Raw genomic sequence first — 26980 nt, 5'->3', positions numbered from 1 at the left:
CAAAAAAAGCATAAGTTGAGGCGTTGCCATTGTTATGCTTTTTGGTTTCTGAAGAGCACTGTTGATACCTCAACGGTGCTCTTTTTCTATATTGTGCGCATTCTTTTTTGCGGAAACGGAGTGATTTTCAATAAAAGTATCCATTTCGGCAACGTTGCATAAAATAACGTTTGCCTTTTCGGAAAGCGAGATTGATTCACCAAAGTACCCCATTTCCTGTTGTATTTTGCTCAGCAAATAGTATGCGTGGCCTGCTTCTACGCTTTTATTCAGCTCAGTTTTGCTCCAATGCTCAAGTGCATGATGGAGGTTTTGAACCGCCGCCGCATAAAATTGACGACCTCTGTAATATTGAATAATACCGAGCAGATAATAATACAACGGCGAGTGCGATTTCTGGGAAATCAACTCATCAACGTTGGGGTGGTACGCTGGGTTTAAGTGGTAAAAGTGCGGATTGATGAAGCAATTGCCCAAATGATACAAAATCAAAGGGGATAAATCAAACGTGTTGCGGGGAGCGGTTTCGTCAATCAGTTCCAAAAATTCGCGGTTAAGCTGTTGGGCTATTTCGTTCTTGTCCATTGCCCCCGCTGTTTTCATCAAATTGCATTTGAGGTCCAGCATATAGCGGAGCATTTCTGGGCTGGGCTTTACCAATCCTTTTAGATGTTGGTCTATTTTCCACGCAAAGTTCCAAAGTTTTGCGGTAAGGGTGATAGTTATAATTTTATTATTGTCGTACACAAATACCGTGTTAAAGGCTTTTATAAACGACTCGGTAGCAATCTCCTGAATGGCAAAATCCGCAAGTTTTTCCAGTTGCTCCAGTTGCTTTTTTTGAAACTTAGCGTACTTATTCGCTTCCAGCGCCGAGAGGTTCCCAACCGCAAAGTATTGCTCAATCTTTTCAATATCAAACGTGAGCGAACGGGCCGTGTTTTCGGCATTTCGTATCAACAATTTTTGTTTTTCAGTCTCCTCAAAAAGCTGTTGGATGCGTTCGCGGGCAATGATTGCCAACCAATTTTCGTCCCCGTTTGGCGGCTCACCCATCCATTTTTTGAAGTCCTCATACGTTTCGAAATCAGCAAACTCAACGTCCTTTCCAATCATACCGCATACTTTATTGAGCGTCGATTCGTCGAAGCTACAACTCCACGGGGAGCGGCGCATTTTACAGTAAACCTTTTTCAGGCTTTCTACACCAGGCACTTCCCAATCGGCCCCTTGCTCACCTTTTTTACGAAGGTGCTTGGCAAACCAAGCAGCCTGTTCCTCCCCAGTAGGCCGGGCAGAAGGATGACCACCAATGGCCAAATCGCAATACTTAGCCATTGCTCCCATGTAGTAGGGAGAATGCATTTTATTTTTGGTACGCGGCATATGGGTAATTAAATTAGAATGACACCATACAACTGGTCGCGTTTACCGGAAGACAAGTAAATTAGAAGGGGTAGTATTCAAACGTAAACATCTCATTAAATCGGGTAATTATAAAGAAATATCTTTTTCTTTTTTTTAGAGTTTTATCCATTTTTTGACCCGATTAGAGGATTACTGGCATTTGAGAAAAGGAACTTACCTAAAACATTCACAGTTGACAAGAACAAATGCCTTGCCGATTTGTTGATGCAGTTACAAGAATCGGGCAAATGTAAAACTATTATTATGCCGTAAAATGCTACAAAATCGTATCGTTAAACGTATTCTGGCCTACTTTGGCCGTGGGCTTATATTAGTAGCGCCGACTTATTTTACCTTCGTAATTATCAAAGAAGGGATTGGGTATTTAGATAGCATTCTACCCATTTATATTGACACAAGCGACAAGCAAACCCTTTACTTACCTGGTTTGGGGCTGTTGATTATCCTTTCAAGCATCGTTTTTTTGGGATTTATTTTCTCGCGTTTTGTACCGCAGTCATTTTTTGCTTTTGGCCAAAGTATTTTGAAGCAGATGCCGTTGGTGAGTCTTATCTATTACTCCTTTAAAGACCTCATCACAGCTTTTGTAGGGGATAAACGGAAATTTAATCAACCTGTTCTGGTAACAGTTAATCAACAGTCAAATCTTAAAAAATTGGGTTTTATTACCCAAACAGACTTGTCCAATTTACAATTGGAAGGCTATATGGCAGTTTACTGCCCCCATTCGTATGCTTTTTCTGGAGAACTATTTATTGTTTCGGCGGAGCATATTCAAGTATTGGAAGGCCTCTCAAGTGCTGATGTGATGAAGATGATTATATCGGGCGGGGTATCTATCAAATAAAAAAAAGAGAGGCTTACGGCCTCTCTTTTTTTTATAATCCTTTAATGAATCGCTTTGCCCATGAGTAACGCTGACTGCGTAAATCCTGTGGTTTCCATACATCGGCCCACGATACCTGCCTCTTCATTTTTACCGCTCGCATTTTCAATACATACCCGATAAGCAGGTATAAAAAGAAAAGACCTACTAGTACAAAGAAAGCTTGGGTATTGGTAATATACTTAAAAGTCAAAAAATAACCAATCACGTTGACAATGGTCATGCTCCAAAGCGTGATGGAAGTTTGAAAATGGTTCAGCCCATTGTCCAATAAAACGTGGTGCATGTGATTGCGGTCGGCCTTAAACGGGGAACGTCGGTTAAGTATACGTACCAGAAATACCCGCAGTGTATCAAATATCGGAACAATCAGAAGCACAACCGCCAAAATAGGAGCGTTGAAAAATGCGCTGCTGTCGTGGATATAGGTGACGTTGAGCCGGATGAATTTTACGGCAAAAAAAGCCAACAAAAAACCGATAATAAGTGAGCCAGTATCACCCATAAAAATCTTGCTGGTTTTGGAAAAATTGAACCGGAGAAAGCCCAGCAAAGCCCCCGACATCGAAAACGCCATACAGGCCATTGAAAAATGGTGGTTAAGCAAAAACCACGTCCCGAAACTCAAGCCCGCAATAAAAGCAATCCCGCCAGCCAAGCCATCGACCCCGTCAATGAGATTAATGGCGTTGATGAGGGCAATGAATATAAATATTGTGAAAGGAATGCTGATTAAGTCAGGAATCTGATGAATGCCGAAAATTCCAAAGAAATTATCTACTTTCAGTCCGCCCAAAAGAATAAGCGTTGAAACGGCTAATACCTGAAGCAATAGTTTTTTGTTGGGGTCGAGCACCAAAATGTCGTCTTTTAGACCCAGAAAGAACAGAATCGTGAGCCCTACAACGGCCAAACTTGTCAGGTAAGAATCGGTGTTTTCATTGGTATGTGGCCAAAGAAAGTGGGCAATCAGCAGGGAGGCGTAGATGGCTATCCCGCCAAATTCGGGGGTTTCTTGCTGGTGAGCGCTCCGGAAATTGGGCTTCTTTTTAAGCTCCAATAAACCGCTGATATTAATGATAACAGGGATAGATGTAACGGATACGGCACAGGCAATCAAAAAAGATATAAGACATTGGTACACTTCGTGTTGAAGTATATTTTGGTACTGTGTTCGGAGTACATCTATAAGTATATCTGCATTCATAAATTCAATTTCAGCTTACTTCGCCTTCATAACTTGAAAGCAAAAATTATAAAAATAAGATTACCGAACAAAAATCAACGACGAAAATAGGGAGCAATTTATTATTCGGTATATTTTGGCTTGTAAACAAACTGTAAAACTTTTCGGAGGGGTTTTAACCACAGCGTAAACCAATAAGGCTTAATTCCGTTGAGGGTCCATGCCATCCGGTCGCTTGTATTTGCTTTTAAACGATTATCAAGCGACTTGTTACTGACGCCACCTGTTCGCATCACGGTTGTGATTTGAGGTTGGTAGGTCACACTTATTCCGTGTTTGTACATCATCCTCAGCATGAGCTCGTAATCAGCCGCGCTTCCAAGGTCCAAACGATACGTCCCGAATTTCTTATAGGACGAACTTCGAAGGAAAAACGTTGGATGAGGCGGCATCCATCCGAACAAAAAATTACTCTTTTGGTAGTTGCCAGATTTCCAGTAGCGCGTTACTCGGCCTGTGTCATGGGCATCTACATAAATCAAATCGCCGTAGATTGCCTCTGCGTTTGTTTCTTTCAGCCTGTCAACAATATGCTCAATGACAAAAGAGTCATGATAAAAGTCGTCGGCATTTAAGATACCGATTACCTCGCCGGTTGCTAGAGCGATGCCTTTATTCATGGCATCATAAATTCCAGCATCTTTTTCGGATAAGAATACAGCAATTTTCGTGCCGTAACTTTTAACAATTTCAGGTGTCGTATCGGTTGATTTTCCGTCGATTATGATGTATTCGATGTCACTATAAGATTGTTTGAGCACCGAATCAATACAACTTCGTATGGTTTTTTCTCCGTTAAAGACGACCGTTATAATGCTTACTTTCAAAGTTTCAAAATGTTAACCGTTCTCCTTCCTTTTAATTCATCACTTTGGATGGAGAAGCTATATTCGTTGTGTATGCTGTAATTATTCAGTTATTTTTCGTTCTCGAATCCATTGTGCTGGGTTGCCCTGATAGACACCGTAGGCTTCCAAATCTTTGACTGCAACCGAATTTACGGCCAATACAGCGTGTGAATGGCAAACTACATTGGGACACACCATCGCTTTGGCACCAATCCAAACCCCGTCTTCAATGACGATTTTACCAACGCTTAAATCAAAAGTACTGCGGGTATAGTCATGATTTCCCGTGAGAAGCATGGCGCCCTGCGATAAACATACATTGTCGCCCAGCGATACTGCCGTTAGATTATCAATCCAAACCTCTTCTCCTATCCAGACGTAGTTGCCTACACTAAGTAACCACGGATATTTGATATTTACTTTTGGTTTAATCATGACTCCGGTGCCTATTTTTGCGCCAAAAGCTCTCAAAATGAGGCGTTTTAACGAAACTGGTACGAGCAAATACGAATTCAAAAAAATGGCGTTTGTGATAAACCAAAGCACATTTTTTACGAAAGGAGGCTGCTTGTACCAACTATTGTCGTATTTCGACAGGTCGGTTTTGCACCGCTGATAAGTCTTTTCCGTATTCATTTCGGAAAAATTCGATGATGTCTTGTTTGTCTTTCCCAACTCGATGATATACTTCATATATTTTGGCATCTACCAAAAAGCGATACCAAAGCCCTTGTAAGAAGTGCCAAATCAGGCCTTTTTTGCCGTCAAGGAAACCTAACTTTACAAAATAACGATACAAAAAATAGGCAAAAGGACGTGTGAAAAGGGGTAAAGAAGCGTATTTCAGCTTAAGGAAACGCTTACGTTGATCTTGCGTTCCTAAAAGTTTAGGTATAACGCGATTGGCTTCCGTAAAATTGTATTTTATATCCAATAAATCAATTACTTCACGAATGGCATAATTATTGTGCTTCTGCGTCCACCACGTCAAGTTGTTGAGATTATGATCAACAATGTCATTTTTGAATTGGACAGTGGTGCCTTCTGAAAGTTTAATGTGCTCATCCATCCAAAGTTCTTCACAGATTCCTTTGTCTTTTCGCCAAAGCCTCAAAAGCCAAATCGGATAGTAACCGCCGCGTTTTATCCATTGGTTCATAAACATGACCCGGCGTTTCACATAGATACCTGTTGTGTCGTTGTTCAAAGCGGCAAGCGATTCTTTTATCTCTTGGCCCAGCTCAGGGGTAACGTACTCGTCGGCGTCCATGCGCATCAGCCAATCGGTCTTAAAAGGCGTGTGGTTGATACCAAAATTGAATTGAACCGCATACGTAACCCAAGGGTTATACATTACATTTGCCCCTAACGATTCGGCGATGGCTACGGTACGATCCGTTGAGCCAGAATCTACGATGAAGATTTTATCCGTAAAGTGCAGCAAACTTTGAATACATCTTTCAATGTGTTTTTCTTCGTTATGCGTCAGAATAATAACCGAAATATCATTCATAAGCTATGAATAAATCAAGCTGCAAATTGTATTTTTTTATGTTGAAAAGCAAAAAAATGGCCTTAACTTTGTAAAATTATTATATTAATCGACGAAATGCCTTGGGTTTTTGACAATAAAGTATGCTACTTATTTCGGTCCAATGTCTTTCGTCCAACGTTTCTTACTTTCATGAACTCTGTTATTGTTAACCCACCTACTCAACCCATTCGTACCGAAATCCGACTGGCTTCTTCTAAAAGTGAAAGCAACCGGGCATTAATCATTAATGCGCTGACGCAGTTTAAAGGCCAATTGGAGAATATTTCTTCCGCTCGTGATACCCAAACCATGATGCGCCTTTTACAATCGTCGGATGTAGTGGCCGACGTGCTGGATGCGGGTACGACTATGCGTTTTTTGACGGCGTATTTTGCCGTTACGAATCAACACAAAACCATGACGGGAACGCCACGTATGTGTGAGCGCCCGATTGGAATATTAGTGGATGCATTGCGCATTTTGGGGGCAAATATTACCTACAAACAAAACGAAGGATATCCACCTACCGAGCTTAACGGTTTTCAATATTCGGGCCAAAATCACCTGACGATTCGGGGGGATGTAAGCAGTCAGTACATTTCAGCTTTGTTGATGATTGGACCCATGTTACCCGACGGCATTACGCTTGAATTGACGGGAGAAATTGGTTCGCGGCCTTATATTGAAATGACACTCCAACAAATGCGGGCCTTTGGCGTGACCCACGAAGCCAACTGGGCAGCCAAAACCATCCGTGTACCTGCCCAACACTACACCCCTACGCACTATGCCATTGAATCCGACTGGTCGGGGGCGAGTTATTGGTATAGTTTGGTGGCATTGGCCAAAGATGCGGAGATAGAATTATTAGGTCTTAAAGAAAACTCCTTGCAGGGCGACAGCGCCATTGTGAAAATTATGGAGCACATGGGCGTAAAAAGTGTTTTTACCAAGCACGGTGTTTTACTGACTAAGATTCCTGCTGAAAAAGCTTTTGCGTGGGATTTTACCGATTGTCCAGATTTGGCCCAAACCGTTGCGGCCTGTGCCGCAGTGGCGGGAATTGAGGTAACAATGACGGGCATTGAAAGCCTGAAAATCAAGGAAACAGACCGCGTAGGGGCGCTTCAGGCAGAATTGCCCAAAATTGGTGGTGAGTTGGTTGAATTGGAGCAAAATACGAAATACATCGTTAGAAGAAAAGCAGAAATGCCTGATACTCCTTCTTCAACACCCATTATTGAGACTTACGATGACCACCGCATGGCCATGGCTTTTGCGCCCGTGGGCATGGTCTTTCCCATCGAAATCTCCGAACCGCACGTGGTGGCTAAATCGTATCCGAGTTTTTGGGATGATTTGAAAAAAGTGACAACAATCGCCTAAGGCTGATTATTGCAACCCATGCAAAACCCCTACATTTCCTTGCTTCGTATTGCCTGGCGGTATGCCCGCCAGCAAAAAGGGCGTTATTTGCTTGTGTATGGGTTGTTTGTTTTGGCAAATATCGTGTATGCCCTCAATCCGCTGCTTTATGGGTGGTTTATTGAAGCCATTCAAAAAGAAGGTACGGGCGTGATTGACCACGTGTGGATGTATGCCGGTGGATATTTGTTTTTGATGCTGTTGGAATGGGCTTTTCACGGCCCTGCCCGCGTGATGGAGCGTGAATTGGCCTTCAACCTCAGTCGCAATTTTTTGGATGAACTCTACCATCAGGCCCTGCATCTGCCCGTGCGTTGGCATCAAGACCACCACAGCGGTGCTACCATCAACCGCATCCGAAAAGCTTACGAAGCGTTGAAAGATTTCTTTCAAAATGGCTTTATGTTTTTTCATGCCTTTGCTAAGTTTATTTTTTCGTTTGGAGCCATCCTCTATTTTTCTCCTTTTTATGGGGGCATTGGCGTGTTGATTGGCGTATTGACGGTCTGGATTATTTTCAAATTTGATAAACCGTTTATCAAAGCACTCGACGAAACAAACGAGAAAGAACACGTCGTTTCTTCCACGCTTTTTGACAGTCTTTCCAATATCGTTACGGTGATTACACTTCGGCTCGAAAAACGAATGCAAAACAGTTTGATGGGTAAAGTAGCCGAGATTTTCCCACCTTTTCGTCGTACGGTGGTTATCAATGAGTGGAAATGGTTTGTTGCTAGTGTGCTGATTGGAATTATCTACGTGGTGGTCGCCATTGGCTACGTTTATGAGAATTATGTACCCAATGCGGTATTTTTGGTCGGAGGGCTGGTAACGTTGCTAGGGTATGTCAATCAGTTTACGAGTGTGTTTCAGGATGTGGCTTGGCAGTATACCGAAATCATTCGGTACAATACCGACGTACAAACAGCCCGCGCCATTGGAGAGGCTTATTCCCAACAGCACCGTGCCGAGTCAGATGAAATTCTGCCGACGGCTTGGCAAACGATTCAGATTCAACACCTGAACTTTTCGCACCAAGAACTTTACGATGCCGAGCACAAAGCCCACAGTTTGCATGATCTTTCGTTGAGCATTAAGCGCGGACAGCGGGTGGCGTTTATTGGTGAAAGCGGAAGCGGCAAGAGTACATTGTTGGCGCTGTTGCGCGGTTTGTATCAAGCAGAAAGCGGGCTGAAAGTCAACATCGATGGGAAAGATTTTACGGGACTGGAAACAATTAACGATACCGTAACACTCTTTCCGCAAGAACCTGAAATATTTGAAAATACGATTGAATACAACATTACGCTTGGGTTGCCATTTGAGGAAACCGACATCATGACGGTTTGCGCCACGGCGCATTTTTCGGAAGTGATTGCGCAATTACCCAACGGACTGCAATCAAACATTCAAGAAAAAGGGGTGAATTTATCGGGTGGACAAAAACAGCGTTTGGCTTTAGCGCGGGGCGTATTGGCCGCTCGAAGCAGTGACATTGTGCTTTTGGATGAGCCAACGAGCAGTGTTGACCCCAAAACGGAGGTGCAGATTTATGACCGTTTGTTTGAAGAATTTAGTGGTAAGGCGGTTCTATCCACGCTTCATCGCCTGCATCTTTTGACCAAATTTGACTACGTGTATATTCTTCAAAATGGTCGAATCGCCGACCAAGGAACGTTTGAACACCTCCGCCAAAACAGTGCTATTTTTCAGGATTTATGGAAACATCAGGAGAAAATACAGGGGTAATAATGCCTCAGTAGAAATCATAAAAATGCCCCCTAGTGGTTTCTATAGGGGGCATTTTTATCAAAAAAAGATTCTTAGTTAATCACGACCTTTGCCACAACGGGCTGATGGTCAGAAGGGTAGCGTTGCTCTTTTGCGTCTGTCAGGACGCCGTATTTCAAGACAGATATTTGCTTACTTGCAAAGATGTAATCAATTCGATTTTTCATCGGTGCGTCAAACTTGAAGGAGTTAAATGTGCCTTCGGGGCCATAAGGAGCCATGGCCGAAACCTTTTTTGCATCGCTAAGCAGCGTTTGCATTTCGATAATTTGCTCGGTTTCGGGCGTGGAATTAAAATCTCCGACGCAAATCGTAGGAGCATCTTTGGCAATTTCTTTGATTTTCTGCACCATCAATTTCCCCGACTGGCGGCGGGCTTCTACGCCTTGGTGGTCAAAGTGCACGCTGAAAAAGTAAAACTCCTTCTTCGTTGTGGCATCTTTGAATTTTACCCACGAACAAATACGATTGCAGCAGGTAGCATCCCATCCTTTGGAAGGTTTGTCAGGGGTTTGGCTTAGCCAGAAATTGCCCGATTGTAAGACTTTAAAACGGTCTTTTTTGTAGAAAATGGCCGAATGTTCGCCCGCCTTTTGGCCATCATCGCGACCAGCGCCAAAAAACGTAAATTCTTGCAATTCAGCAATGTCGTCCAACTGCCCACGCAAGCCTTCTTGCGTGCCAAAAATATCAAATTCGTGGTAGCGAATCAGTGCTTTTACTTCTTCTTTGCGGTTAGGCCAGGCATTGACGCCGTCGTTGGGTGTGTTATACCGCACATTGTACGTGGCCACCACAATCGGGGTGTTTTTTTGTGAATAAACGTTTTGGACCAAGAGTGCGAATAGCACCCCTAAAAACAGACTTTTGTTCATTTGTGAAAGAATAGAGGTTTGAAATTGAGTGGATTACCAACCTGGATTTTGTCCCAAGGCTGGATTTAACAGTCTATCCGCTTCCGGAATGGGATAAAGATAATATTTTTCATTCCATTTTCGAGGAATATTGGTCAGCCAAGTGAGTTCTCCGTAGGTGTCGTTTTTTAAGCGCTGGGGGTTGGCTACGCCGTTTATTGTCTCTGCCACATTGATATACGTCACCCCCGCCAATTGAGTAGTAGGCCTTACTTTATAAAAAACTACGTCATTTTTTCCGTCTTCGTTTAAATCCAAGGGTTTGTCAAGGGCGGGCACGTAGAAACCGTTCCAGATTTGTTCCATCAATTCGCCGCGTTTCCAGCGGATAATATCATGGAACCGGAAGCCCTCAAATACCAACTCAATACCTCGTTCGCGCCGTACTTCGAGTAGAGTAGCATCCGTAATTTCTGGGAAATAATGGGTCTGAAGATATGCGTCAGCGGCGATTGGTTTGGCGCTAACACCGCCCGTTATACCTGCTCTTTTGCGTAGTGCGCCTACGGTTTTTGCCCAATCTGTATCAGTTAGGTTCTTTAGCTCTGCTTTTGCTTCGGCATAGTTGAGCAGTATTTCGGCGTAACGCATCAGGCAGATGGAGTTATCGTTGCGGTTTCCGCCATCAAAATAGGTATCATCCAATGACCATTTGATGGGCATGTACCCGGTGTACGTGTACGAAAATACGGGCGGGGCAGGCTCTACACTTCCGCCGTTGACGCGCGTATAATTTCCCATCCGAATGGTTTGTTGTAGGCGTTTATCCCGCCCTTTTACCTCTTCCATAAACGGGAGGACTTCGTGCCCTGCACGGCGGGTAAAAGGTGTTCCGTCTATATTCAGGTAGGTATTTACGAAGGTACGACTCAAACTCACCCGCGCCCCGTAGGTCGCGCTGGTCCACCACCAGTTAGCATCGTTGAAGATGCCAAGGGCGGGGTCTACTACTGTTGCGAGCATGATTTCGGACGTAACGGGGGTTTTGCTCGTAAATAATTGGCGGTAGGATTTTTCGGAACCATCTGCTTCGTTGAGGCTGAAACCGCCCTCTTTCATTACTTTATCGGCGGCATTGGCAGCTTCGGTGAGCCATTTTTCGGAGGTATCCATCAGGGTGTAGGAAGTTTGGTACTTTCTGAAAGTTCCTTCAAAGAGGCACACGCGTGATTTAAAACCATACACCACGTATTTGGTAATCACGCTGCGGGTGTTGTCGTTGGTGGTGCGGATATTTTCGCAGGCGTAGTTTAAGTCTGCCAATACCGAATCCATGACCATAGTGCGGGGGGCGCGGCCACTAAACAAACCTCCATCCGAGACATCCAGTGGTTTATTAATCCAAGGAACATCGCCAAAACGTACCACTTTGTCGTAGTAGAACCACGCTCTGAAAAAGCGCGCAATTCCGTTGTAATGTTTACGCACGTCGGCTGGGATGGAAGGGTTAGTGTTGTTGGCAATGAAGTAGTTGATGTTGCGCAATGCCGTCCACGACCAACCTGTACTTTGGCGTGGGCCATAGGCTCCTTCGCGCAGAAAATCGGGAACTTGGGTGCGCACGCTGTAATCGGCCATGGCGTCTCCTTTGTGAATTTCGCTGGCACTGGGCAAGTTATCATAAAAGGAAGCTGTGTATAATTCTAGTCCTTTCTCACTGCCAAAAACGGCATCTTTGGTGGCTGTTGACTCAGGTACCTGATCCAATTCGTTGCAACCAACGAGGCAAAACAGTGCCAATAAAAATCCTATCGTATATGTTTTCATTTGTGCAAGGCTGATTTTAGTCTAGAATGTCGCCGACAGGCCGACAGTAATGCTTTTCAAAATCGGATAGTTGTATCCGTTGCCGCTGTTTCCATTGGTGACCACATTGTCGGACTGACCGAGGTTTTCTACGTCCAAATCGCGGGTGAGTTTGTAGAGTGGTGACCATGTTGCGAGATTCTCGCCCGAAACAAAAAGTTTGGCCGTGCTCATTCCCAACTTTTTAGTGAGCACGCGGGGTAAATTATAGCCAATCTGAAGATTTTTCATCCGGAGATAGGCCGCGTTCTGAAGGTATTTAGTTTGGGCCTGATACAACTCCCCTGCGCTGTTTTGCGTTACGTACCCCCGGTAACGCGGCAAGTAGGCATTGGGGTTTTCGGGCGACCAAATATTCCCCGTATGCCATTCGGGCAACTTATTGTACGGACGATTGTATTGTCCCCAAAAAATGGCAGCTTCGGGACCAGGCCACCAATCCTGTTGCCCAACACCTTGAAAGAAAGTCGAAAAAAAGAAGTTATTCCAGTTGGCACTGAGGATGATTCCGTAGGTATAACGAGGCGTCGAATTGCCGATGATGCTGCGGTCGCCTGGGCTTGCCACAGTATTATCACCGTTGTCAATCTGGCCATCGCCGTTCAAATCTCTGAATTTTATGTCACCAGGTAGCCATTGTCCCGTGTTAGAGGCCTTAAACAAGGTTTGTTTGGCGGAGTTTTCCACGTCGCCGAGGGAAGTAAAGTACCCGTCGGTAGTATAACCCCAAATTTCACCGATGGTTTGTCCCGCATAGTAGTCACTAAGTTTCTTGTTGGGATTGTTGAATTTGTCGATGGTAGAAGTATAATCAGCCATTGTAAGGCGTACTTCGTAGTCGAAAGGCTTACCACCTGTTTGGAATTTATCTCGCCACGACAAAACTCCCTCCCAGCCTTTGGTAGTGAGGTCGGCGTAGTTCCCTTTGGGAATATCGGTCCCGAAAACCGCGGGTAGTGTCATTCCCACCGTAAACATATTGGTCGTTTTGCGAATGTAGGCATCGGCGTTCAGAATTAGGCGATTGCTAAACATGCCTAAGTCGATTCCTATATCCTGTGTGGTCGAAGTTTCCCAAGTGAGGCCATCGGGAATGACGCTTGGTTGCCCCGTTTTTTGGGGACGGACTCCGTTTAAAATTCGGTTGGATTGCGAAATGGAAAATTGCTCCTGAAACGCATAAGAGCCAATGCTTCCGTTGCCGAGCGAGCCGTAGGAGCCTCTGATTTTAAGGTCGCTGATAAATTTGGGTAAAATTTTCCAGAAAGATTCGTTGGATAGGCGCCAACCCGCCGAAACAGAGGGGAAGAAGGCGTACCGCTCATTTGATGGAAATTTGGACGAGCCATCGTAGCGGCCGTTGAGTTCCAACAAGTATTTGTCTTTAAATGAATAATTTAACCGGTAAAAACCACCCACAACTGCCCATTTTTCCCAGCCGCCGCTCGTACTGACCGACTGCCCCAAGGCAAGGTTAATGTCGTTTGCATCTTCGTAAATCAGCCCATTACGTAAGGTTTCGAGGCGGCGAAAAGTTGACAATTCGTAGTTATACCCCACCAATGCTTTTAAGTAATGATTTTGACTGATTTTAGGCTCGTACTCTGCGTATAGGTTGGTTGCGGTGTAGAGCGTTTCACGGTAAATATTCTGCAAATCGTTGGTTCCCGTGCCTACGTATTCAACCACGCCAGGTTTGCGGCTATAGGGTACAGGCACCCGACGGCGGTATTCGTTATCGTCGGTATTCTGAAACGTAAAGTTCCCTTTTATTCTGAATTGGTCATTGAAAAATTGGCTGGTAAAATCGGTAGTGTTTCTAAACACGCGTTTGTCCATGTCAATGCCGTTTTTGCCGTACCAAAAATCCCCTACCGTATACGCCGCCGAATAAGAAAGGGTTCCGTCAGGATTAAACATTGGTGCCATCATGTGGCCTTCGTCGGCAATGTTGCGCCAGATACCTCCGCCTTCACCTACGTTGAGCGGATTATGGTATTTCATGGAAGAAAAATCGGCGTTATTGGTCACTTTCAACCACGGAAACGGCTGAACCGATCCTTTGGCCCGTACGCTCATGAGGCGGTAGTCGTCGGAATTGTAACGAAATAGGCCGCTTTGCGTATAATAACGACCTGTTACGTAAAAATCCGCTTTGCCACTGCTACCCGACACCGAAAGGTTGTGCTCCGTGGCACTGTTATTTTCTTTGTATAACTCTTTGTACCAGTCGGTATTTTCGTAGTAGACGTACTCGCCCGTGGCGGGGTCAATGTCCGTTTTGGGCAGGGTGGGGTCATTGTTCCTGCGTTCGAATTCGGTCAGGTAGGCGGGAGAGAAGCGAAGTGTTTTATTTACGTTTTGCGGGGTCTGTGAATAATCATTCCAAGCCGTCCAGCTCTCATTAAACATCTTTGCAAACTCGTAGCCATTGGTCACGAATTTAGGAAGCGTGGTGGGGCTTTTGATGGAATGGTTGAGCGAATAAGTAATCACAGTTTTGTCTTTTTGGGGACTTTTGGTGGTAATCAGTACCACCCCAAATGCCCCTCGTGCGCCGTAGATAGCCGCCGACGCCGCATCTTTTAAGACCGTTACGCTGGCTACATCGTTGGGATTGAGGCGGCTAGGATCGCCCTCTACGCCGTCAATTAATATCAGGGCGTTTCCTCCCTGCCCAATGGAAGTAGTGCCGCGAATATTATACAAAGGGGATTGAATGGGTTTGCCGTCGGCCATGCGGAGGTTTAAATTGGGAATTACACCCTGTAAACCTTGGGTCAGGTTGGGCAATGAACGGTTTTCGAGTACTTCGCTTGTCACTTGGTCAACAGCACCGGTTAAATGTGCTTTCTTTTGGGTTCCGTAGCCTACGACTATTACTTCTGAAAGTAATTTGGAATCAGAATCCATGATAATTTCGAGGGTGGTTCGATTCCCCACCATTATTTCCCGACGGAGGTAGCCAACGTAACTTAATACCAAAACTGTTTGTGGAACAGGAGCGGAGAGGGTAAAGTGGCCGTTAATGTCGGTGGAAGTCCCTTTGACCGTTCCTTTGACCAAAATATTTACGCCAGGTAGCCCTTCGCCGTTTTCCCCTTTGACCGTTCCAGAGATGAGGGTTTCTATGGACGTGCTTTTGGTGCGTTTAGGAAGTTCTAAGGGTGAAACCGTGATTCTTTGCGGTTTTTTGGTGAGTACAATTTGTTTTCGACTCACAATCTCATAGTTGATTTGGAGGGGCGAAAAAAGTTGTTCAAACACATTTTCCAACTTTTCGTCTTTCACCGTTAGGTTGACCACTGGTACTTTTTTAAGTATTTCGGAGCGGTACGAAAAACGAACTTTTGCCTGTTTCTCGATTTTATTGAGCACTTGGCGCAAGGATTGGTTCTCAACCTTTAACGAGAACCGTTGGTTGAGTACATCCTGGGCTGCGGCTCGTCGGGGGTAGACAACGCTCAGCAACAGCAGTACGAAAACGAGTTGGGCAGTAGTAATTTTCAAGGCTACGTACAACCAATGATTAGTTGGAAAAAAAATTCATATTTTTGTTTGTTTTGTTCGATGTGGAAAACGCGGACACGACAAAAAAGCCCTGCTTCAACCGTATTGCACACGGTTGAGGGCTTATCTATTTTTGGTCGGTGAACTGGTCCTTCACCGGCCATTTTGCTTTTAAAAAGAGGAGTGGATATAAAAATCTATTCAATAAAACGCAACTGAATGCAAGGTTATTGGCATCCGTTGGATTTAATGACAATCTGGGCCTCAATGGTTTCGTACTCGGCACCGATGGTACGGCAGAGTAAACGCAGACGCTCATAAAATACTTCGTCAGAAAAACTTATTGTAACAAAGCATTTTTTCAACACTTCTTCATCGTATACCAATTCTACCCCGTATTGTTGCTCTAAGTCACGCAATACATTCACCGCTGAACGGTCAGTGTAAACCAATTCTTGCTGATTGGTGGTGATTTTAGCGGGGTTTTCTACCAGCGATTTTACCAAAATTTCCCCGTTTCTGACAAACGTTGCCTGTTGGTTGGCTGCAAGTAAAACCGTGTTTTTAAGGTCGTTAGATAGATTTTTTCGCGACGAGACCGCTACCTTGCCTTCCCGGACCGACACGTTTACGTTGGGTTTCCCCACAAAGGCCTGCACGGTAAAACTCGTACCTACTACTTGGGTCACAGTTTCGGCGGCGTATACCAGAAAAGGATGTTCGGGGTCACGTTTTACTTCAAAGTAAGCTTCTCCATCTAGGTATACTTCGCGTAGGTTTTCGAATTTTTTCGCAAAACTCAGACGACTTTTGGGTGCCAACTGTACCGAACTTCCGTCGGGAAGGCGAAGGTGTTGGATCTGATTTTGGGTGTTGATTCGTTCTTCTAATTGCTTGGTTGCGGTGGCAACGATGGTATCGTACGAAATAGGCTGTTGACGTTGCTGCCACCAAATCCATCCCGCGGCCATGACCAAAATGACGGCTGCGGCGGCAGCCCACCATCCTCTCAATGAACGAACGACTGGTGTGGGAGTTTTCTCCGATGTGTGAGCTTCTACAAACTGCCACATCTCGGAAAGTTGGGAATCGGAAGGAAAAAACTGAGGGCTTTCGGCGATGGCTTTAACCAAAGCTTGGGCCCTCAGTATATGGGGTTGTTGGTGTGGATAAGTCTGGCGATAATTTTCCCAAAAAGTATCCGACTCCGGCGTTGGGGCTTGTACCCAATTTCTGAAGTCCGGATGTTCGGCAAAATCACGCGCAGAAAATTCGGAAAGGGGCTTCATAAATAATAAATCGAATGGCGTGTAAACAGTAAACGTTTACCCCTCATGAAGAAAAAGCAGGAAACTTTATCGGTAACTCACTTTTTCTGAATTTTTTTTGAAATTATTTAACAGAAAATTGGAAAACGTAATACAGCAGCACGTGAAGCAATGAATCGGGGAGGTTTCGGCGCAAACGCTGAATGGCCCGGGTGATTAAATTTCGGGCCGATTGGTCGTTGATTTGCAGTATTTCCGCGATTTGATCATATTCCAACCCATCATAAAAGCGTAGTTGGAGTGCTTCGTATTCCCGGGCCGAGAGCTGTTCAAGCTGAGATTTTAACCACTTTACATTGGCATCAAACGTCTCTTCCGTAATAGTCATTTCTTCGATAGAAGGCCACAGTAGCGTATCAGGAATCTCATGGTCCTGCAAAGAATTCAGATCGGTACGCCACTCGGTTTGGTAAGACCGATGAATCTTGCGCCGCAGCGCCCGATACAGATAAAATCGAATCGAAGTGGTGGCACTCAACCGCTCGCGCGTGTCCCATATTTCCACAAAAAGCTCTTGCACTGCATCTTGAGAGATTTGCGGGTCGTGGGTCAGTTTGTAGGCATAGTTATAAAGTACTTTCACAAACCGTTCGTAGATTTCGGCAAAGGCCTTTTTGTCTCCTCCTCTAAAGCAATCCCAAGCGAAGGCTTCATCAAAACTTGGCAACGATTTTGAAATCATTTCAATCAAAGGATTTATACCGCAAAAGTAATCGAATTGCGTTGATTTAACATTGAGGCAATATTACGTGTAAATTAAGTTTAAAATTACCAAAAAAGTGAGTTATATGGGCCAAGTTGACATTAAAAGATGCTTAGAATATAGAAATAAATCAGGAAACAACTGAATTTTATCTTACTACATTAGGCCCTAAAAAGTGAGAATTTGAAAAATAAATAGCCGTTTTTGGGAATATTTCAACGTGTTTTTAACTCCCTTTTACCAATTCAACATAAAACTTTACTACATTTTTGAAATCAGTTACACTGATGCGCTCGTTGGTGCCGTGCGGACGTTTAAGGTCTTCTTCGTTCATGCGAACGGGCATAAAACGGTAGATGTTTGAGCACACGTTGCGGTAAAAACGCGCATCCGTAGCACCTACCACCAGATAGGGAGCTACAATCACATCTGGAAAACAACTTTTGATGGTTCGGTGCAACGCCCGAAATCCAAGGGTAGCGGTATCAGAAACGGGGGAGGGTTCAGAGTCAAACTGTTTGAGCGTTTCAATTGTAATGCGCTCGTTACCAATGGTTTTTTTGACATATTCGGCTACACCTTTTACAGAGTCACCTGGCAGAATTCGGAAGTTTATTTTGGCAATGACCTCTACAGGAAGTACGTTGTCTTTTACACCTGCGTGAATTACGGTTGGGGCAATACTGGTACGGACCATGGCGTTGCCAGCGTTGGTTTTAGTAAGCATATTGACAATCACGGGCTTGAGTAGCCAACGGTTTGCCATGGCTAGTTTGGTGCCGAAGGGCATTTCGGGGGCGAGGTAATCCTGTAAATAACTGGCCGCGCCTTCTAAACGTGCAGGAAATGGATTTTTCTGAAGTTTGTCAATCGCTTCGGCCATCATACCGATGCTGGTTTGGGGCGGTGGCATGGACGAATGGCCCCCATCGCCTACCGAGGTTAATTGGAGGGTCGTGTAGCCTTTTTCGGCGATGCCAATGAGCGCAATAGGAGTGGTAATGCCCGAAACACCATCGGTTTTGATGGTTCCGCCTTCATCCATAACGTATTCTAACTGTACCTTTCTGGTTTCGAGTAGGGCCGCTATTTGACGCGCCCCATAGCGCCCCGAAACCTCTTCGTCGTGGCCGAAGGCCAAGTAAAAGGAGCGCTCGGGTTGGTAGTTTTGTTTTAATAAATATTCGATTGCCTCCAAAACCCCGATGACTGTTACTTTGTCGTCCAACGTACCGCGACCGTATATAAAACCATCGACAATTTCTCCCGCAAAGGGTTGGTGTTTCCACATTTTTTCGGTGCCTTGTACTACGGGAACTACATCGTAGTGGCCCATCAGCAGGGCGGGTTTAAGGGTAGGATTCTTTCCTTTCCACTCAAACAATAAAGCGTAACTGTTGATTCGTTCGCGTTTGAGGCGCGCGTGGGTGAGGGGATAGGCCTGCTCTATAAAACCAATGAATTTTTCAAACTGCGTACTATCTATCAGCGACAAATCTTCGTACGAAACGGTACGAATTTTAACGGCATCGGATAAGTGCGTCAGGGCGGAATCGCTGATGGTCAGTGCTGGTGCGGGAGCAATGCCAGCCATTTGTTTAGATGAAATACGGAAGGTGTTGAATAACAACACGCCAATCAGTAAAACAAGGCCAATGGCAATCACTCGGAGTGCGTTTTTCATCAGGAAGGGTATCGCTCGGTTATGAAAGTGTCTTGCAAAATCAAAAATATACTTGACTTTAGCAAGAAGCTTGCTCAGGTACGGGGCTCGTTTCTTGCATATGTCTGGCGGTTTAGACACTACTGCCTTCACGGACTCTAACTATCAGCCTTGGCGTATCAACTCAACAAAATCAAAGGCGATGGTGTGTTTTTCGTCGGTTGCATGAATTACCCTGCTGACTTCCTGCCAATCTTCTTTATTGGGAAGAGAGAAATAGGCATCTCCTTCAAACTCCGCTTTTACTTCCGTCAGATAGATTTTGTCGGCTACAGGCAATGCCATTTTGTATACTTCTGCCCCGCCGATGACGAAGGCTTCGGTGGTGGCCGTTTGGCGCGCGGCTTCAATGGCTTCGTTGACTGAATTGACAACAATTACGCCTTCAAATTGCCAATCTTGATTTCGCGTAATGACGATAGATGTTCGGTTGGGTAAGGGCTTTCCGATGGAGTCAAATGTTTTACGCCCCATGATGATGGGGTGACCAGTGGTGAGTCGTTTGAATTGTTTCAAATCATCGGGCAAATGCCAGATAAGCTGATTATCACGCCCGATAACGCCATTTTGGGCCGCTGCTACGATAAGAGAAATAAGCATGGATGAGCAGTTTTTGCCAAAGGTCGCATTTTCATAACTTTATTTCTAAAATGTTGTTCAATATTACTTCAAAATCAATATTAAATAAACAGCCTACGACCAATTCAATGTTGATGAATTGGTCGTAGGCCAATAGGTTTTACTGAATTACTATGTGGACTTCTGTGGATTGTTGAATAGTTGAAGAAAGATATAGAATGATTACCTATTTTTGTTCGTGTAATGTACTTCCCTCTTTAATTCGTAGCAAATGCGTATTTGTTTTGTAATGCCTGCGTTGCCTCACTATTTCAAACTTCTATTGAATAAGTTAGTCATCGCCACCGATTATGAAATCTTAATGGTAAAACCTGCCCAGAAAGGAAAAGCTACGGGCGCAGCGGTAAAAGAAGAAACAGACAACGCGCTTTTTCGCATCCTTGAATTGGAAGAATATAAGACATGGTATGGTAAAGCTTTTTACCGGAATTTATTGCCAGCTCTAGAGGAGTTTCGTCCAGATATTGTTGTGTTTACAACTTGGCCCTATTTTCTTTACCTTACACTCAATCCGCTGTTTTATAGAAAATTACGAAAGTTAGGTACAAAGCTCATTGCCCGTGATATCCCTTTCAATTACGCTATTTGGGGGCATGTCAAAGAGTTTTATTTTTCAGATAAGTTCTTAAATGAAAACTTCAGTAGTGCAAAAAAAACGTGGAAAGGGTTCGTTTTGTTTTGGATAGCCTCCTTGATACGGAGAATCAATTTGCCGCTAGCCGACGCGCACATAAACTACATAGATGAAGCCCGTGAAATCATCGGGAGCTATGGCGTACCCGACAACAAAATTTTTGTCATTTCTAATTCCCCCGACACGGACGAGCTTTTGGCGGCTTTTGAAACGGTCAAAAATCGTCCTGCCATCCTGCCTCCTAATCCACATCGTTTGATTCACGTAGGGCGTTTGGTCAAGTGGAAACGTGTTGATTTGATCATTAATGCTGTTCAGCAACTCCGTCCCTCTTATCCTAATATTGAACTTGTGGTGGTGGGTTTTGGGCCAGAATTAGAGCCTCTTAAAGCACAGGCCCAAAAAATGGGACTGCTTCAATCTGTGCGTTTTGTGGGCGGGGTGTATAATGCGGTTGATTTAGGTCAATACCTCTCCGAATCAGCAGTCTATGTATTGGGAGGAATGGGCGGACTTTCTATTAATGACGCAATGTGTTTTGCAAAGCCTATTGTATGCTCGGTTGCCGACGGCACAGAGAAGCGTCTGGTCAGAGAAGATTACAATGGGTATTATTTTGAAAACGGCAACGAGGCTGATTTGGTGAGGGTGCTGGATAGATTATTGACTGATCCTGAAAAGGTCAAAACGTTTGGGAAACGCTCTTTTGGCATTATTACGGATGAAATAAATATTCATACTGCCATCGAAGGGTATAAAAAAGTATTTGATTTTGTAGCGAATAAAAATTTTCCTATCGGTCAGACCTTGACAAAATAAAGCTCTTGAAAGTCGTTCATCTGAGTACCTATCATACTTTTGGAGGAGCCGCGATTGCGGCGCTTCGTCTACACCATGCCTTGCGCGGGATTGGCGTGGAATCGTCGGTATTGGTTCAACAAACAGAACGCGAGGAAGATGGTGTGCAGGGGTTTGCGTCTGGTTTTATTGAAAAGAAATTGGCCTTTGCACGTTTTGCGGCGGAGCGTGCCTATTTTTTGTTTCATGAAAAAGACAAAAGCGTTCGCTTTCATTTTTCGCCGTTGTGGGCCGGCACCGACGTATCTACCCATCCGCTTGTGCGCAACGCTGATGTGATTCATTTGCATTGGATTAATTTCGGGTTTTTGTCATTGGATTCATTAGAAAAACTGTTTGCGCTCGGCAAGCCTGTGGTCTGGACAATGCACGATATGTCGACCTTTACGGGTGGTTGTCATTACAGTCGTGAATGCGACCGTTTTCTTACGCATTGCGGATTTTGTCCCTATTTGCGAAAGCCCAGTGCCATGGATTTGTCATCTCAGGTGTTTGAGCAAAAGAAAAAGCTATTTTTAAATGCTCCGCTGACGCTCGTTTCGCCCAGCCGATGGCTGGCAGAATTGGGCACGCGTGCCGCGCTGACCAAACACTTGATTTCGCTCGCTATTCCCAATCCCATTGATACGTCGGTGTTCAAACCTGCTGCCTCCAAACCAGCCATCGATCTAAATCCCGCCAAAAAATGGATTCTTTTTGCGGGTGTTAATACCCAAGATCCACGCAAGGGTTTTGCCTACTTCAAAGAAGCAACTCAGTTATTAAAAGACCGACGTGCCGACTGGGGCATTGTCGTTTTTGGCAAAACCGATCCGGATGCGCTCTCGGATATGGGGCTGGAAGTAAGATCATTGGGAAGCTTGCCCGCGCATGAAGTAGTCAAGGTGTATCAGGCGGTCGATGTGATGGTAGTTCCTTCGTTGGAAGATAATTACCCCAACACCGTCATCGAAGCTATGGCCTGCGGTACGCCCGTGGTGGGTTTTGATTCGGGAGGAATTTCCGAACAAATCGAGCATCAAAAAACGGGCTATGTGGCCCAATTGTATTCTTCCGAAGACTTAGCCAATGGGATACGATTTGTATTGGAGGAGGCTGATTACGAGCAGTTAATAACAAATAATCTGCGGGTTATCAGACAGCGGAATAGTTTTGGAGTAGTGGCAAATTCGTACTTATCTCTTTATCAAAAGCTAACAGAAATGCCTAGATAGTAAGTACAGGCTAAGTGCCTGCTCTCGCCGTTTTGATAAACCGCCTTTACGTGCGAGCGGTTTCTCAAAACGGTGAGATTTCTCCCCCAAAACTCGAAACTGGTTTTCTCTCAAAAAAGACCAAAAACAGTTATTGCTCAACGGCTTTGATGCTGTAATTTTTGGTCAATTGCCACAACAGGCGGGGAGCAAAGCGCTTGAGATAAGTGCCGAGCGTTTCCTTAAAGCCCGCAATGATAATCTCGTGTTTTCCTGCTTTGAGTGCATTGACCATTTTGCTGGCGCACACATCTGCTGGAATTCCTTTGGCTTGATTTTGATCCATTTTACCAAACGGCTTCCCGTCTTTACCAATGGCATTGAGCGAAATATTGGTTTTGATATAACCAGGGCAAGCCACCGTTATCACGATGCCATCGCGCCAAACTTCTCCCCGCAACGAATCAAAAAAACCCTGTATGGCGTGTTTGGAAGCGCAATAAAATGTTCGGAAAGAGGTGCCGATTTTGCCGCTCACGCTGCTCGTGACCAAAATGCCCCCCGATTTTTGGGCAACCATGTGCGGAAGTACTTCGCGGGTAAGGAGAACAACGCTGGTGAAATTGGTATCCATCAATTTTTGAAAATCGGTGGGCGCAATGTCCAGAAATTTTTCCCGTTGGCTGATGCCAGCGTTGGGGACCAATACATCTATTCTTCCGAAATGCTGAAGAACAGTTTGTGTTTTTGCTCCAAATTCTTCGGATTTGAGCATATCAATCGGTAACGTCAACACGGAAGTGTCGGGAAGATTCAAGCTTTTTTTGACGCGCTCCAATTCGTCCAGTCGGCGGGCAGAGAGCACCAATTTTGTGCCTTGTTTGGCAAATTCATGGGCTAATGCTTCGCCAATACCCGACGATGCGCCCGTTATCCAAACTATTTTATCGGTTAGGTTCATTAAAAACTAAATTCAGAATGAAAAGATGATTGTATTTCTTCCGCAATATTGCCCATTTTTACGCGTTAATTCCACCAAATACACGACATTATGTTTTTTCGCGCCTGCTTTTTACTGTCTGCTACGCTGCTTATTTCCACTTCTATTTCGGCTCAGCATTTTGCGCTGAGTCGGCTTTTTTACCCCAATGCCACCCTTCGTGCCGACTATATGCCCGAAGCCAACATGGGCAATAATCAGCGTTATGGCCTTTCGCGGACGTCGTTTAACGGCATTATTCCTTTGCGAAGCGAGGTAGATGTGTCTTTCAGCTTGCGTAAAAAGTTTGATTTGCGCGCGCGCCATTTTCTGATGCTGGCCAATGTATCTCAACTCAAACCTACCCAAAACGGCATCATTACCCCCGATAACGGTTACAAAACAGCATCGGTGGGGGTGCTTATGCTTCAAGCTAGCCTGCGCGACCGACTCTGGATTTATGGCGGAGGACTGGGCGTGACGGAGTCCAATGAAACGTTTTTTACGCCGCAGCCTTTTTTCTGGGGAGGAGCGGCGAGAATGCGGATTTTAGGGATACATACCCAGATTGCCTACGGAACGGCCGTTATTTATAACCAAAAATTTCGCTTGATTCCTGTTTTTGGTCTCAACAAACGCCTCGGCAAACAGTGGCGTGTATCGGCTTTATTGCCTTTTCGGTTGGATGTCAACCGCCGCTTCAACGAATGGTTCAACATTGATATGATTGGTGCCTTTGACGGATATAGCGGAGGTTTTCAGCAGGTCATGAATGCTGAAAAAATGTTTCGTCGCAGCAATTATCAGCACGTTAAGCTCTCGGTGGCGGCCAATGCGCATTTGTTCACCGTGTTCAACGTGTCGTTGGAAGCGGGATTAGGAACATTTCGCCAGCTGCGCACTTTTAACTCTGCCCACGAAAATTTGATTACCCAAAAACCCAACATTGCGCCCTTTATTGGGGCAAGCGTACGTTACATTACCAGTAAATCAAAAATGTCTAATCAATTTACCAAGAAATTGGGTTTAGGAGGAGACAGCGGCATTAACTGGTAGGCTTGGCAGTCAACTGAAGCCCCACGACTTTTTTGGCGAGCAATAAATAAAGTGCCATCACCACCACCCATTGGGTAACCATGAGCGGAAAATTTAGCTCGGTAGTCATCCAAACGGTGGAGCTAGGCACCGAGCTGCTCGGGTAGCCTACCAACAAAAAAGCGTACAAATTGTTGGCCAAGTGAATGCCTAGTGGCAGTTCAAGTGATTTGTCGATGACGCCCAATAACGCAAAAAATAAACCTACGCCGATGTAATAGACCATCGCGAGGCCCAACGAGCCTACGGCCTCAATCTCGTCGTTGAAACTGTGGGCAAGCCCAAAAACCGTGGATGTAATAATAATTCCCGCCCAAAGGTTCCACGAGCCAATTCCCTGCAAAAGATACCCTCTGAAAAAAAGCTCTTCAAAAGAAGTTTGAAGCGGAAGCAAGACAATGGCCACGACCAACGAGGGTAAAAAATCCTTCAAATTGAGCGAAAACTGGTATTTGTCAGGAAACAGCAAGTACGTAGCGGTTTCTACTAGCGCTGAGCACACCATCCAAAGTGCTGCTGACCTTAGTACGCGAGGCCAATTGACAACCCCAGTAGGTGTAATCATGGTAAGTGGATTGCGTTTGTGAAGGTGTTTTACACACAGCCAAAGCACCACGAGCGAGGCCACAAAGCCCAATAGCATCAGGGATGTAATAAGATAAACGGGTAATGCTTGAGGGTCATCTTTCCACGTGACCATGGCCCAAGCGCCCGGAATTGAGCCAAGGAGGTTGGCGATAAATACTAAGATAAACACAGCGACGTACACGCCAAATTCGTTACGCCCCTGCCGAGCGGCATGAATGAAGGGGTTGATTTGCATAGGGTAAAGGTCTTATGAAAGCCGAAATAAGCACATTTTCTTCACTAATTGATATCAGTGAGAGAATTACACCTATTGGAATAAGAAAAATAGCTTGTCGGATGCAGTTTTCGGGCTATTAAGCTACTCCAATCGGCAAAGTAGCCCCAATCTATAGGGTTGTTGAGCATCAAAAAACCCCCTTTTCGCTTTTACACAAAAAGGGGGTAGTCACTATTTGAAGGTTGATGAAATGTGTTTCAAATTTGAACAAAACAAATAAAATTCACTTTGTTTTTCATTGAATGCTCAAAGCTAATGCAAAATTTAATGTATCTACAAATAATTTTTTAAAAATATACTTAATTGAGTATTTTTCTTGATAAAATTATATATTATCCACAATTAGTCGCTATTTTGTTTGAATAGCTATTGGTTTTAAAAATTAAATGGGAAAATTAAAAATCAGAAAATTTGAAAGTTATTTTCTGATTTTGTGCTATATAAAAAGAAAAAAATGGCGAATGTTGATAGATGTATAGAATTTTACTCAAAAAATAAACTTAGCTATGTTGAGCACTATTTTGGTATAATTTTGAGAAATAGACTACTTAGACATAACTATACTCTATACCGTCAGCACTTTCATCATTGCCTCTGGGTAACGCAGGCCTGCTACCGCTTCTTTGGGGCTGATGCGTTCGAGTTCGGCCAATTCTTCCTTGGAAAGTGTAATGGTGAGTGCCCCTAGATTTTCTTTTAGGTAAGAAACCCGTTTGGTGCCAGGAATAGGTACAATATTTTCTCCCTGGGCCAGTACCCATGCCAGCGCTAACTGTGAAGGAGTAATGCCGCGCTCTTCGGCCCAGCGTTTGAGTAAATCAACAATGGCGAGGTTTTTGGCAAAATTTTCGCCCATAAATCGTGGCGAATTCCGTCGAAAATCATCGGGAGATAAATCTTCAAATTTTTGAAACTGTCCCGTTAAAAAACCTCGCCCCAGTGGACTATAAGCAACCAAAGTAATGCCCAGTTCGTTGCAGGCAGGAATGACGGACTCTTCAATATCGCGGCTCCAAAGAGAGTATTCTGACTGAACGGCCGAGATGGGATGTACCGCATGGGCGCGTTTGATGGTTTGTGCCGAAACCTCCGAGAGCCCTAAGTACCGTACTTTTCCCGCTTTTACAAGCTCGCTCATTGCACCCACCGTTTCTTCAATGGGCGTAATTTGGTCCCAACGGTGTAGATAATATAAGTCAATGGTATCAATACCCAGACGCTTCAGGCTGGCGTCGCAACTCGCCTGCACGTATTCGGGGCGTCCGCTGAAACCTCGCTTGGCGGGGTCGTTGGGGTCGCGTATGATGCCAAATTTGGTGGCTAGGACTACTTCATCGCGGCGTTGGCGCACCACTTTTCCAACGAGTTCTTCGTTTTTAAATGGCCCGTAGGCGTCGGCAGTGTCCAGAAAATTTATACCTTCGTCGATGGCCGTATGGAGGGTCTTGAGGGATTCGGTATCGTCGGTAGCACCGTAAAACTCAGACATTCCCATGCAGCCTAAGCCGATGGCCGAGAGCGAAATCGTACTGTTTCCTAGAGGGCGTTTTTGCATTGCTTTTCGGCGTTTGTATA

At 44.7% G+C, this 26980-nt stretch carries 21 protein-coding genes; 6 read left to right on the top strand and 15 right to left on the bottom strand.

The window, feature by feature from the left end:
- Positions 1–69: 69 nt before the first annotated feature.
- Positions 70–1365, bottom strand: a complete 1296-nt coding sequence (locus DR864_RS12605; protein WP_162793769.1) for a tetratricopeptide repeat protein — start codon at positions 1363–1365, stop codon at positions 70–72.
- 316 nt (positions 1366–1681) lie between these two features.
- Between DR864_RS12605 and DR864_RS12600 the strand changes: the two genes are divergently transcribed.
- A complete protein-coding gene (locus DR864_RS12600; RefSeq protein WP_114067318.1) occupies positions 1682–2275 on the top strand; it encodes a DUF502 domain-containing protein in 594 nt (197 codons plus the stop codon).
- Between the two features lie 31 nt (positions 2276–2306).
- Here DR864_RS12600 and DR864_RS12595 read toward each other — a convergent pair whose 3' ends face one another.
- The 4 genes from DR864_RS12595 to DR864_RS12580 all read right to left on the bottom strand — a co-directional run bounded on the left by DR864_RS12595 (position 2307) and on the right by DR864_RS12580 (position 5921).
- The gene (locus tag DR864_RS12595) at positions 2307–3521 is read right to left on the bottom strand and encodes an MraY family glycosyltransferase (protein WP_114067317.1); all 1215 of its coding nucleotides are present in this window, start codon (positions 3519–3521) and stop codon (positions 2307–2309) included.
- 101 nt (positions 3522–3622) lie between these two features.
- Positions 3623–4387, bottom strand: coding sequence for a glycosyltransferase family 2 protein (locus DR864_RS12590; protein ID WP_114067316.1), 765 nt, complete (start codon positions 4385–4387; stop codon positions 3623–3625).
- An 81-nt stretch (positions 4388–4468) separates the two neighbouring features.
- Positions 4469–5044 carry a WcaF family extracellular polysaccharide biosynthesis acetyltransferase gene (locus DR864_RS12585; RefSeq protein ID WP_114067315.1) on the bottom strand — a complete coding sequence of 192 codons (576 nt, stop codon included), beginning with the start codon at positions 5042–5044 and terminating at the stop codon, positions 4469–4471.
- Positions 4986–5921 carry a glycosyltransferase family 2 protein gene (locus DR864_RS12580; RefSeq protein ID WP_114067314.1) on the bottom strand — a complete coding sequence of 312 codons (936 nt, stop codon included), beginning with the start codon at positions 5919–5921 and terminating at the stop codon, positions 4986–4988. Before DR864_RS12580 ends, DR864_RS12585 begins: the two co-directional genes overlap by 59 nt.
- Before the next feature lie 171 nt (positions 5922–6092).
- Between DR864_RS12580 and DR864_RS12575 the strand changes: the two genes are divergently transcribed.
- Both DR864_RS12575 and DR864_RS12570 read left to right on the top strand, forming a co-directional pair.
- Positions 6093–7328 carry a 3-phosphoshikimate 1-carboxyvinyltransferase gene (locus tag DR864_RS12575; RefSeq protein WP_114070256.1) on the top strand — a complete coding sequence of 412 codons (1236 nt, stop codon included), beginning with the start codon at positions 6093–6095 and terminating at the stop codon, positions 7326–7328.
- 18 nt (positions 7329–7346) lie between these two features.
- The gene (locus tag DR864_RS12570; protein WP_114067313.1) at positions 7347–9116 is read left to right on the top strand and encodes an ABC transporter ATP-binding protein; all 1770 of its coding nucleotides are present in this window, start codon (positions 7347–7349) and stop codon (positions 9114–9116) included.
- A 74-nt stretch (positions 9117–9190) separates the two neighbouring features.
- On the opposite strand, the gene DR864_RS12565 is transcribed toward DR864_RS12570, so the two are convergent.
- The 7 genes from DR864_RS12565 to DR864_RS12535 all read right to left on the bottom strand — a co-directional run bounded on the left by DR864_RS12565 (position 9191) and on the right by DR864_RS12535 (position 19742).
- The gene (locus DR864_RS12565) at positions 9191–10033 is read right to left on the bottom strand and encodes an endonuclease/exonuclease/phosphatase family protein (RefSeq protein ID WP_114067312.1); all 843 of its coding nucleotides are present in this window, start codon (positions 10031–10033) and stop codon (positions 9191–9193) included.
- 33 nt (positions 10034–10066) lie between these two features.
- Positions 10067–11839, bottom strand: coding sequence for a RagB/SusD family nutrient uptake outer membrane protein (locus tag DR864_RS12560; RefSeq protein ID WP_114067311.1), 1773 nt, complete (start codon positions 11837–11839; stop codon positions 10067–10069).
- A gap of 21 nt (positions 11840–11860) precedes the next feature.
- The gene (locus DR864_RS12555) at positions 11861–15388 is read right to left on the bottom strand and encodes a TonB-dependent receptor (RefSeq protein ID WP_229599568.1); all 3528 of its coding nucleotides are present in this window, start codon (positions 15386–15388) and stop codon (positions 11861–11863) included.
- Positions 15389–15615: 227 nt separating this feature from the next.
- Entirely contained in the window at positions 15616–16677 is a 1062-nt protein-coding gene (locus tag DR864_RS12550) for a FecR family protein (RefSeq protein WP_114067309.1), read from the bottom strand.
- 103 nt (positions 16678–16780) lie between these two features.
- Positions 16781–17398 (bottom strand): RNA polymerase sigma factor, encoded by a 618-nt coding sequence (locus tag DR864_RS12545; RefSeq protein ID WP_114067308.1) that lies wholly within the window; start codon positions 17396–17398, stop codon positions 16781–16783.
- A gap of 247 nt (positions 17399–17645) precedes the next feature.
- Entirely contained in the window at positions 17646–19103 is a 1458-nt protein-coding gene (locus tag DR864_RS12540) for a M20 family peptidase (RefSeq protein WP_114067307.1), read from the bottom strand.
- Between the two features lie 144 nt (positions 19104–19247).
- Positions 19248–19742 (bottom strand): dihydrofolate reductase, encoded by a 495-nt coding sequence (locus DR864_RS12535; RefSeq protein ID WP_114067306.1) that lies wholly within the window; start codon positions 19740–19742, stop codon positions 19248–19250.
- 250 nt (positions 19743–19992) lie between these two features.
- Between DR864_RS12535 and DR864_RS12530 the strand changes: the two genes are divergently transcribed.
- Together DR864_RS12530 and DR864_RS12525 are read left to right on the top strand one after the other, a co-directional pair.
- Positions 19993–21234, top strand: a complete 1242-nt coding sequence (locus DR864_RS12530; protein WP_114067305.1) for a glycosyltransferase family 4 protein — start codon at positions 19993–19995, stop codon at positions 21232–21234.
- 5 nt (positions 21235–21239) lie between these two features.
- Positions 21240–22487, top strand: a complete 1248-nt coding sequence (locus tag DR864_RS12525) for a glycosyltransferase (RefSeq protein ID WP_114067304.1) — start codon at positions 21240–21242, stop codon at positions 22485–22487.
- Between the two features lie 130 nt (positions 22488–22617).
- On the opposite strand, the gene DR864_RS12520 is transcribed toward DR864_RS12525, so the two are convergent.
- The gene (locus DR864_RS12520; protein WP_114067303.1) at positions 22618–23427 is read right to left on the bottom strand and encodes an SDR family oxidoreductase; all 810 of its coding nucleotides are present in this window, start codon (positions 23425–23427) and stop codon (positions 22618–22620) included.
- 90 nt (positions 23428–23517) lie between these two features.
- On the opposite strand from DR864_RS12520, the gene DR864_RS12515 reads away from it, so the two are divergent.
- Complete coding sequence (locus tag DR864_RS12515; protein ID WP_114067302.1) at positions 23518–24501, top strand: hypothetical protein; 984 nt, start codon at positions 23518–23520, stop codon at positions 24499–24501.
- On the opposite strand, the gene DR864_RS12510 is transcribed toward DR864_RS12515, so the two are convergent.
- Both DR864_RS12510 and DR864_RS12505 read right to left on the bottom strand, forming a co-directional pair.
- Positions 24491–25363, bottom strand: a complete 873-nt coding sequence (locus DR864_RS12510) for a CPBP family intramembrane glutamic endopeptidase (protein WP_114067301.1) — start codon at positions 25361–25363, stop codon at positions 24491–24493. The two genes, DR864_RS12515 and DR864_RS12510, sit on opposite strands and share 11 nt — an antisense overlap.
- Positions 25364–25970: 607 nt before the next feature.
- On the bottom strand, positions 25971–26960 hold the full coding sequence (locus DR864_RS12505; RefSeq protein ID WP_114067300.1) for an aldo/keto reductase: 990 nt from the start codon (positions 26958–26960) through the stop codon (positions 25971–25973).
- Positions 26961–26980 lie beyond the last annotated feature (20 nt).

It is taken from the genome of Runella rosea, from assembly GCF_003325355.1.
Taxonomy (GTDB): domain Bacteria; phylum Bacteroidota; class Bacteroidia; order Cytophagales; family Spirosomataceae; genus Runella; species Runella rosea.
This window is presented reverse-complemented; position numbering and strand designations above follow the sequence as displayed.

What these genes read in the sequence shown, in the direction of transcription:
- DR864_RS12505 (WP_114067300.1), bottom strand. Translation starts at nt 26,960, where the DNA reads ATGCAAAAACGCCCTCTAGGAAACAGTACGATTTCGCTCTCGGCCATC.
- DR864_RS12535 (WP_114067306.1), bottom strand. Translation starts at nt 19,742, where the DNA reads ATGCTTATTTCTCTTATCGTAGCAGCGGCCCAAAATGGCGTTATCGGG.
- DR864_RS12545 (WP_114067308.1), bottom strand. Translation starts at nt 17,398, where the DNA reads ATGATTTCAAAATCGTTGCCAAGTTTTGATGAAGCCTTCGCTTGGGAT.
- DR864_RS12605 (WP_162793769.1), bottom strand. Translation starts at nt 1,365, where the DNA reads ATGCATTCTCCCTACTACATGGGAGCAATGGCTAAGTATTGCGATTTG.
- DR864_RS12565 (WP_114067312.1), bottom strand. Translation starts at nt 10,033, where the DNA reads ATGAACAAAAGTCTGTTTTTAGGGGTGCTATTCGCACTCTTGGTCCAA.
- DR864_RS12540 (WP_114067307.1), bottom strand. Translation starts at nt 19,103, where the DNA reads ATGAAAAACGCACTCCGAGTGATTGCCATTGGCCTTGTTTTACTGATT.
- DR864_RS12580 (WP_114067314.1), bottom strand. Translation starts at nt 5,921, where the DNA reads ATGAATGATATTTCGGTTATTATTCTGACGCATAACGAAGAAAAACAC.
- DR864_RS12550 (WP_114067309.1), bottom strand. Translation starts at nt 16,677, where the DNA reads ATGAAGCCCCTTTCCGAATTTTCTGCGCGTGATTTTGCCGAACATCCG.
- DR864_RS12600 (WP_114067318.1), top strand. Translation starts at nt 1,682, where the DNA reads ATGCTACAAAATCGTATCGTTAAACGTATTCTGGCCTACTTTGGCCGT.
- DR864_RS12530 (WP_114067305.1), top strand. Translation starts at nt 19,993, where the DNA reads ATGCGTATTTGTTTTGTAATGCCTGCGTTGCCTCACTATTTCAAACTT.
- DR864_RS12560 (WP_114067311.1), bottom strand. Translation starts at nt 11,839, where the DNA reads ATGAAAACATATACGATAGGATTTTTATTGGCACTGTTTTGCCTCGTT.
- DR864_RS12595 (WP_114067317.1), bottom strand. Translation starts at nt 3,521, where the DNA reads ATGAATGCAGATATACTTATAGATGTACTCCGAACACAGTACCAAAAT.
- DR864_RS12510 (WP_114067301.1), bottom strand. Translation starts at nt 25,363, where the DNA reads ATGCAAATCAACCCCTTCATTCATGCCGCTCGGCAGGGGCGTAACGAA.
- DR864_RS12585 (WP_114067315.1), bottom strand. Translation starts at nt 5,044, where the DNA reads ATGAATACGGAAAAGACTTATCAGCGGTGCAAAACCGACCTGTCGAAA.
- DR864_RS12575 (WP_114070256.1), top strand. Translation starts at nt 6,093, where the DNA reads ATGAACTCTGTTATTGTTAACCCACCTACTCAACCCATTCGTACCGAA.
- DR864_RS12570 (WP_114067313.1), top strand. Translation starts at nt 7,347, where the DNA reads ATGCAAAACCCCTACATTTCCTTGCTTCGTATTGCCTGGCGGTATGCC.
- DR864_RS12515 (WP_114067302.1), top strand. Translation starts at nt 23,518, where the DNA reads ATGTTTTTTCGCGCCTGCTTTTTACTGTCTGCTACGCTGCTTATTTCC.
- DR864_RS12520 (WP_114067303.1), bottom strand. Translation starts at nt 23,427, where the DNA reads ATGAACCTAACCGATAAAATAGTTTGGATAACGGGCGCATCGTCGGGT.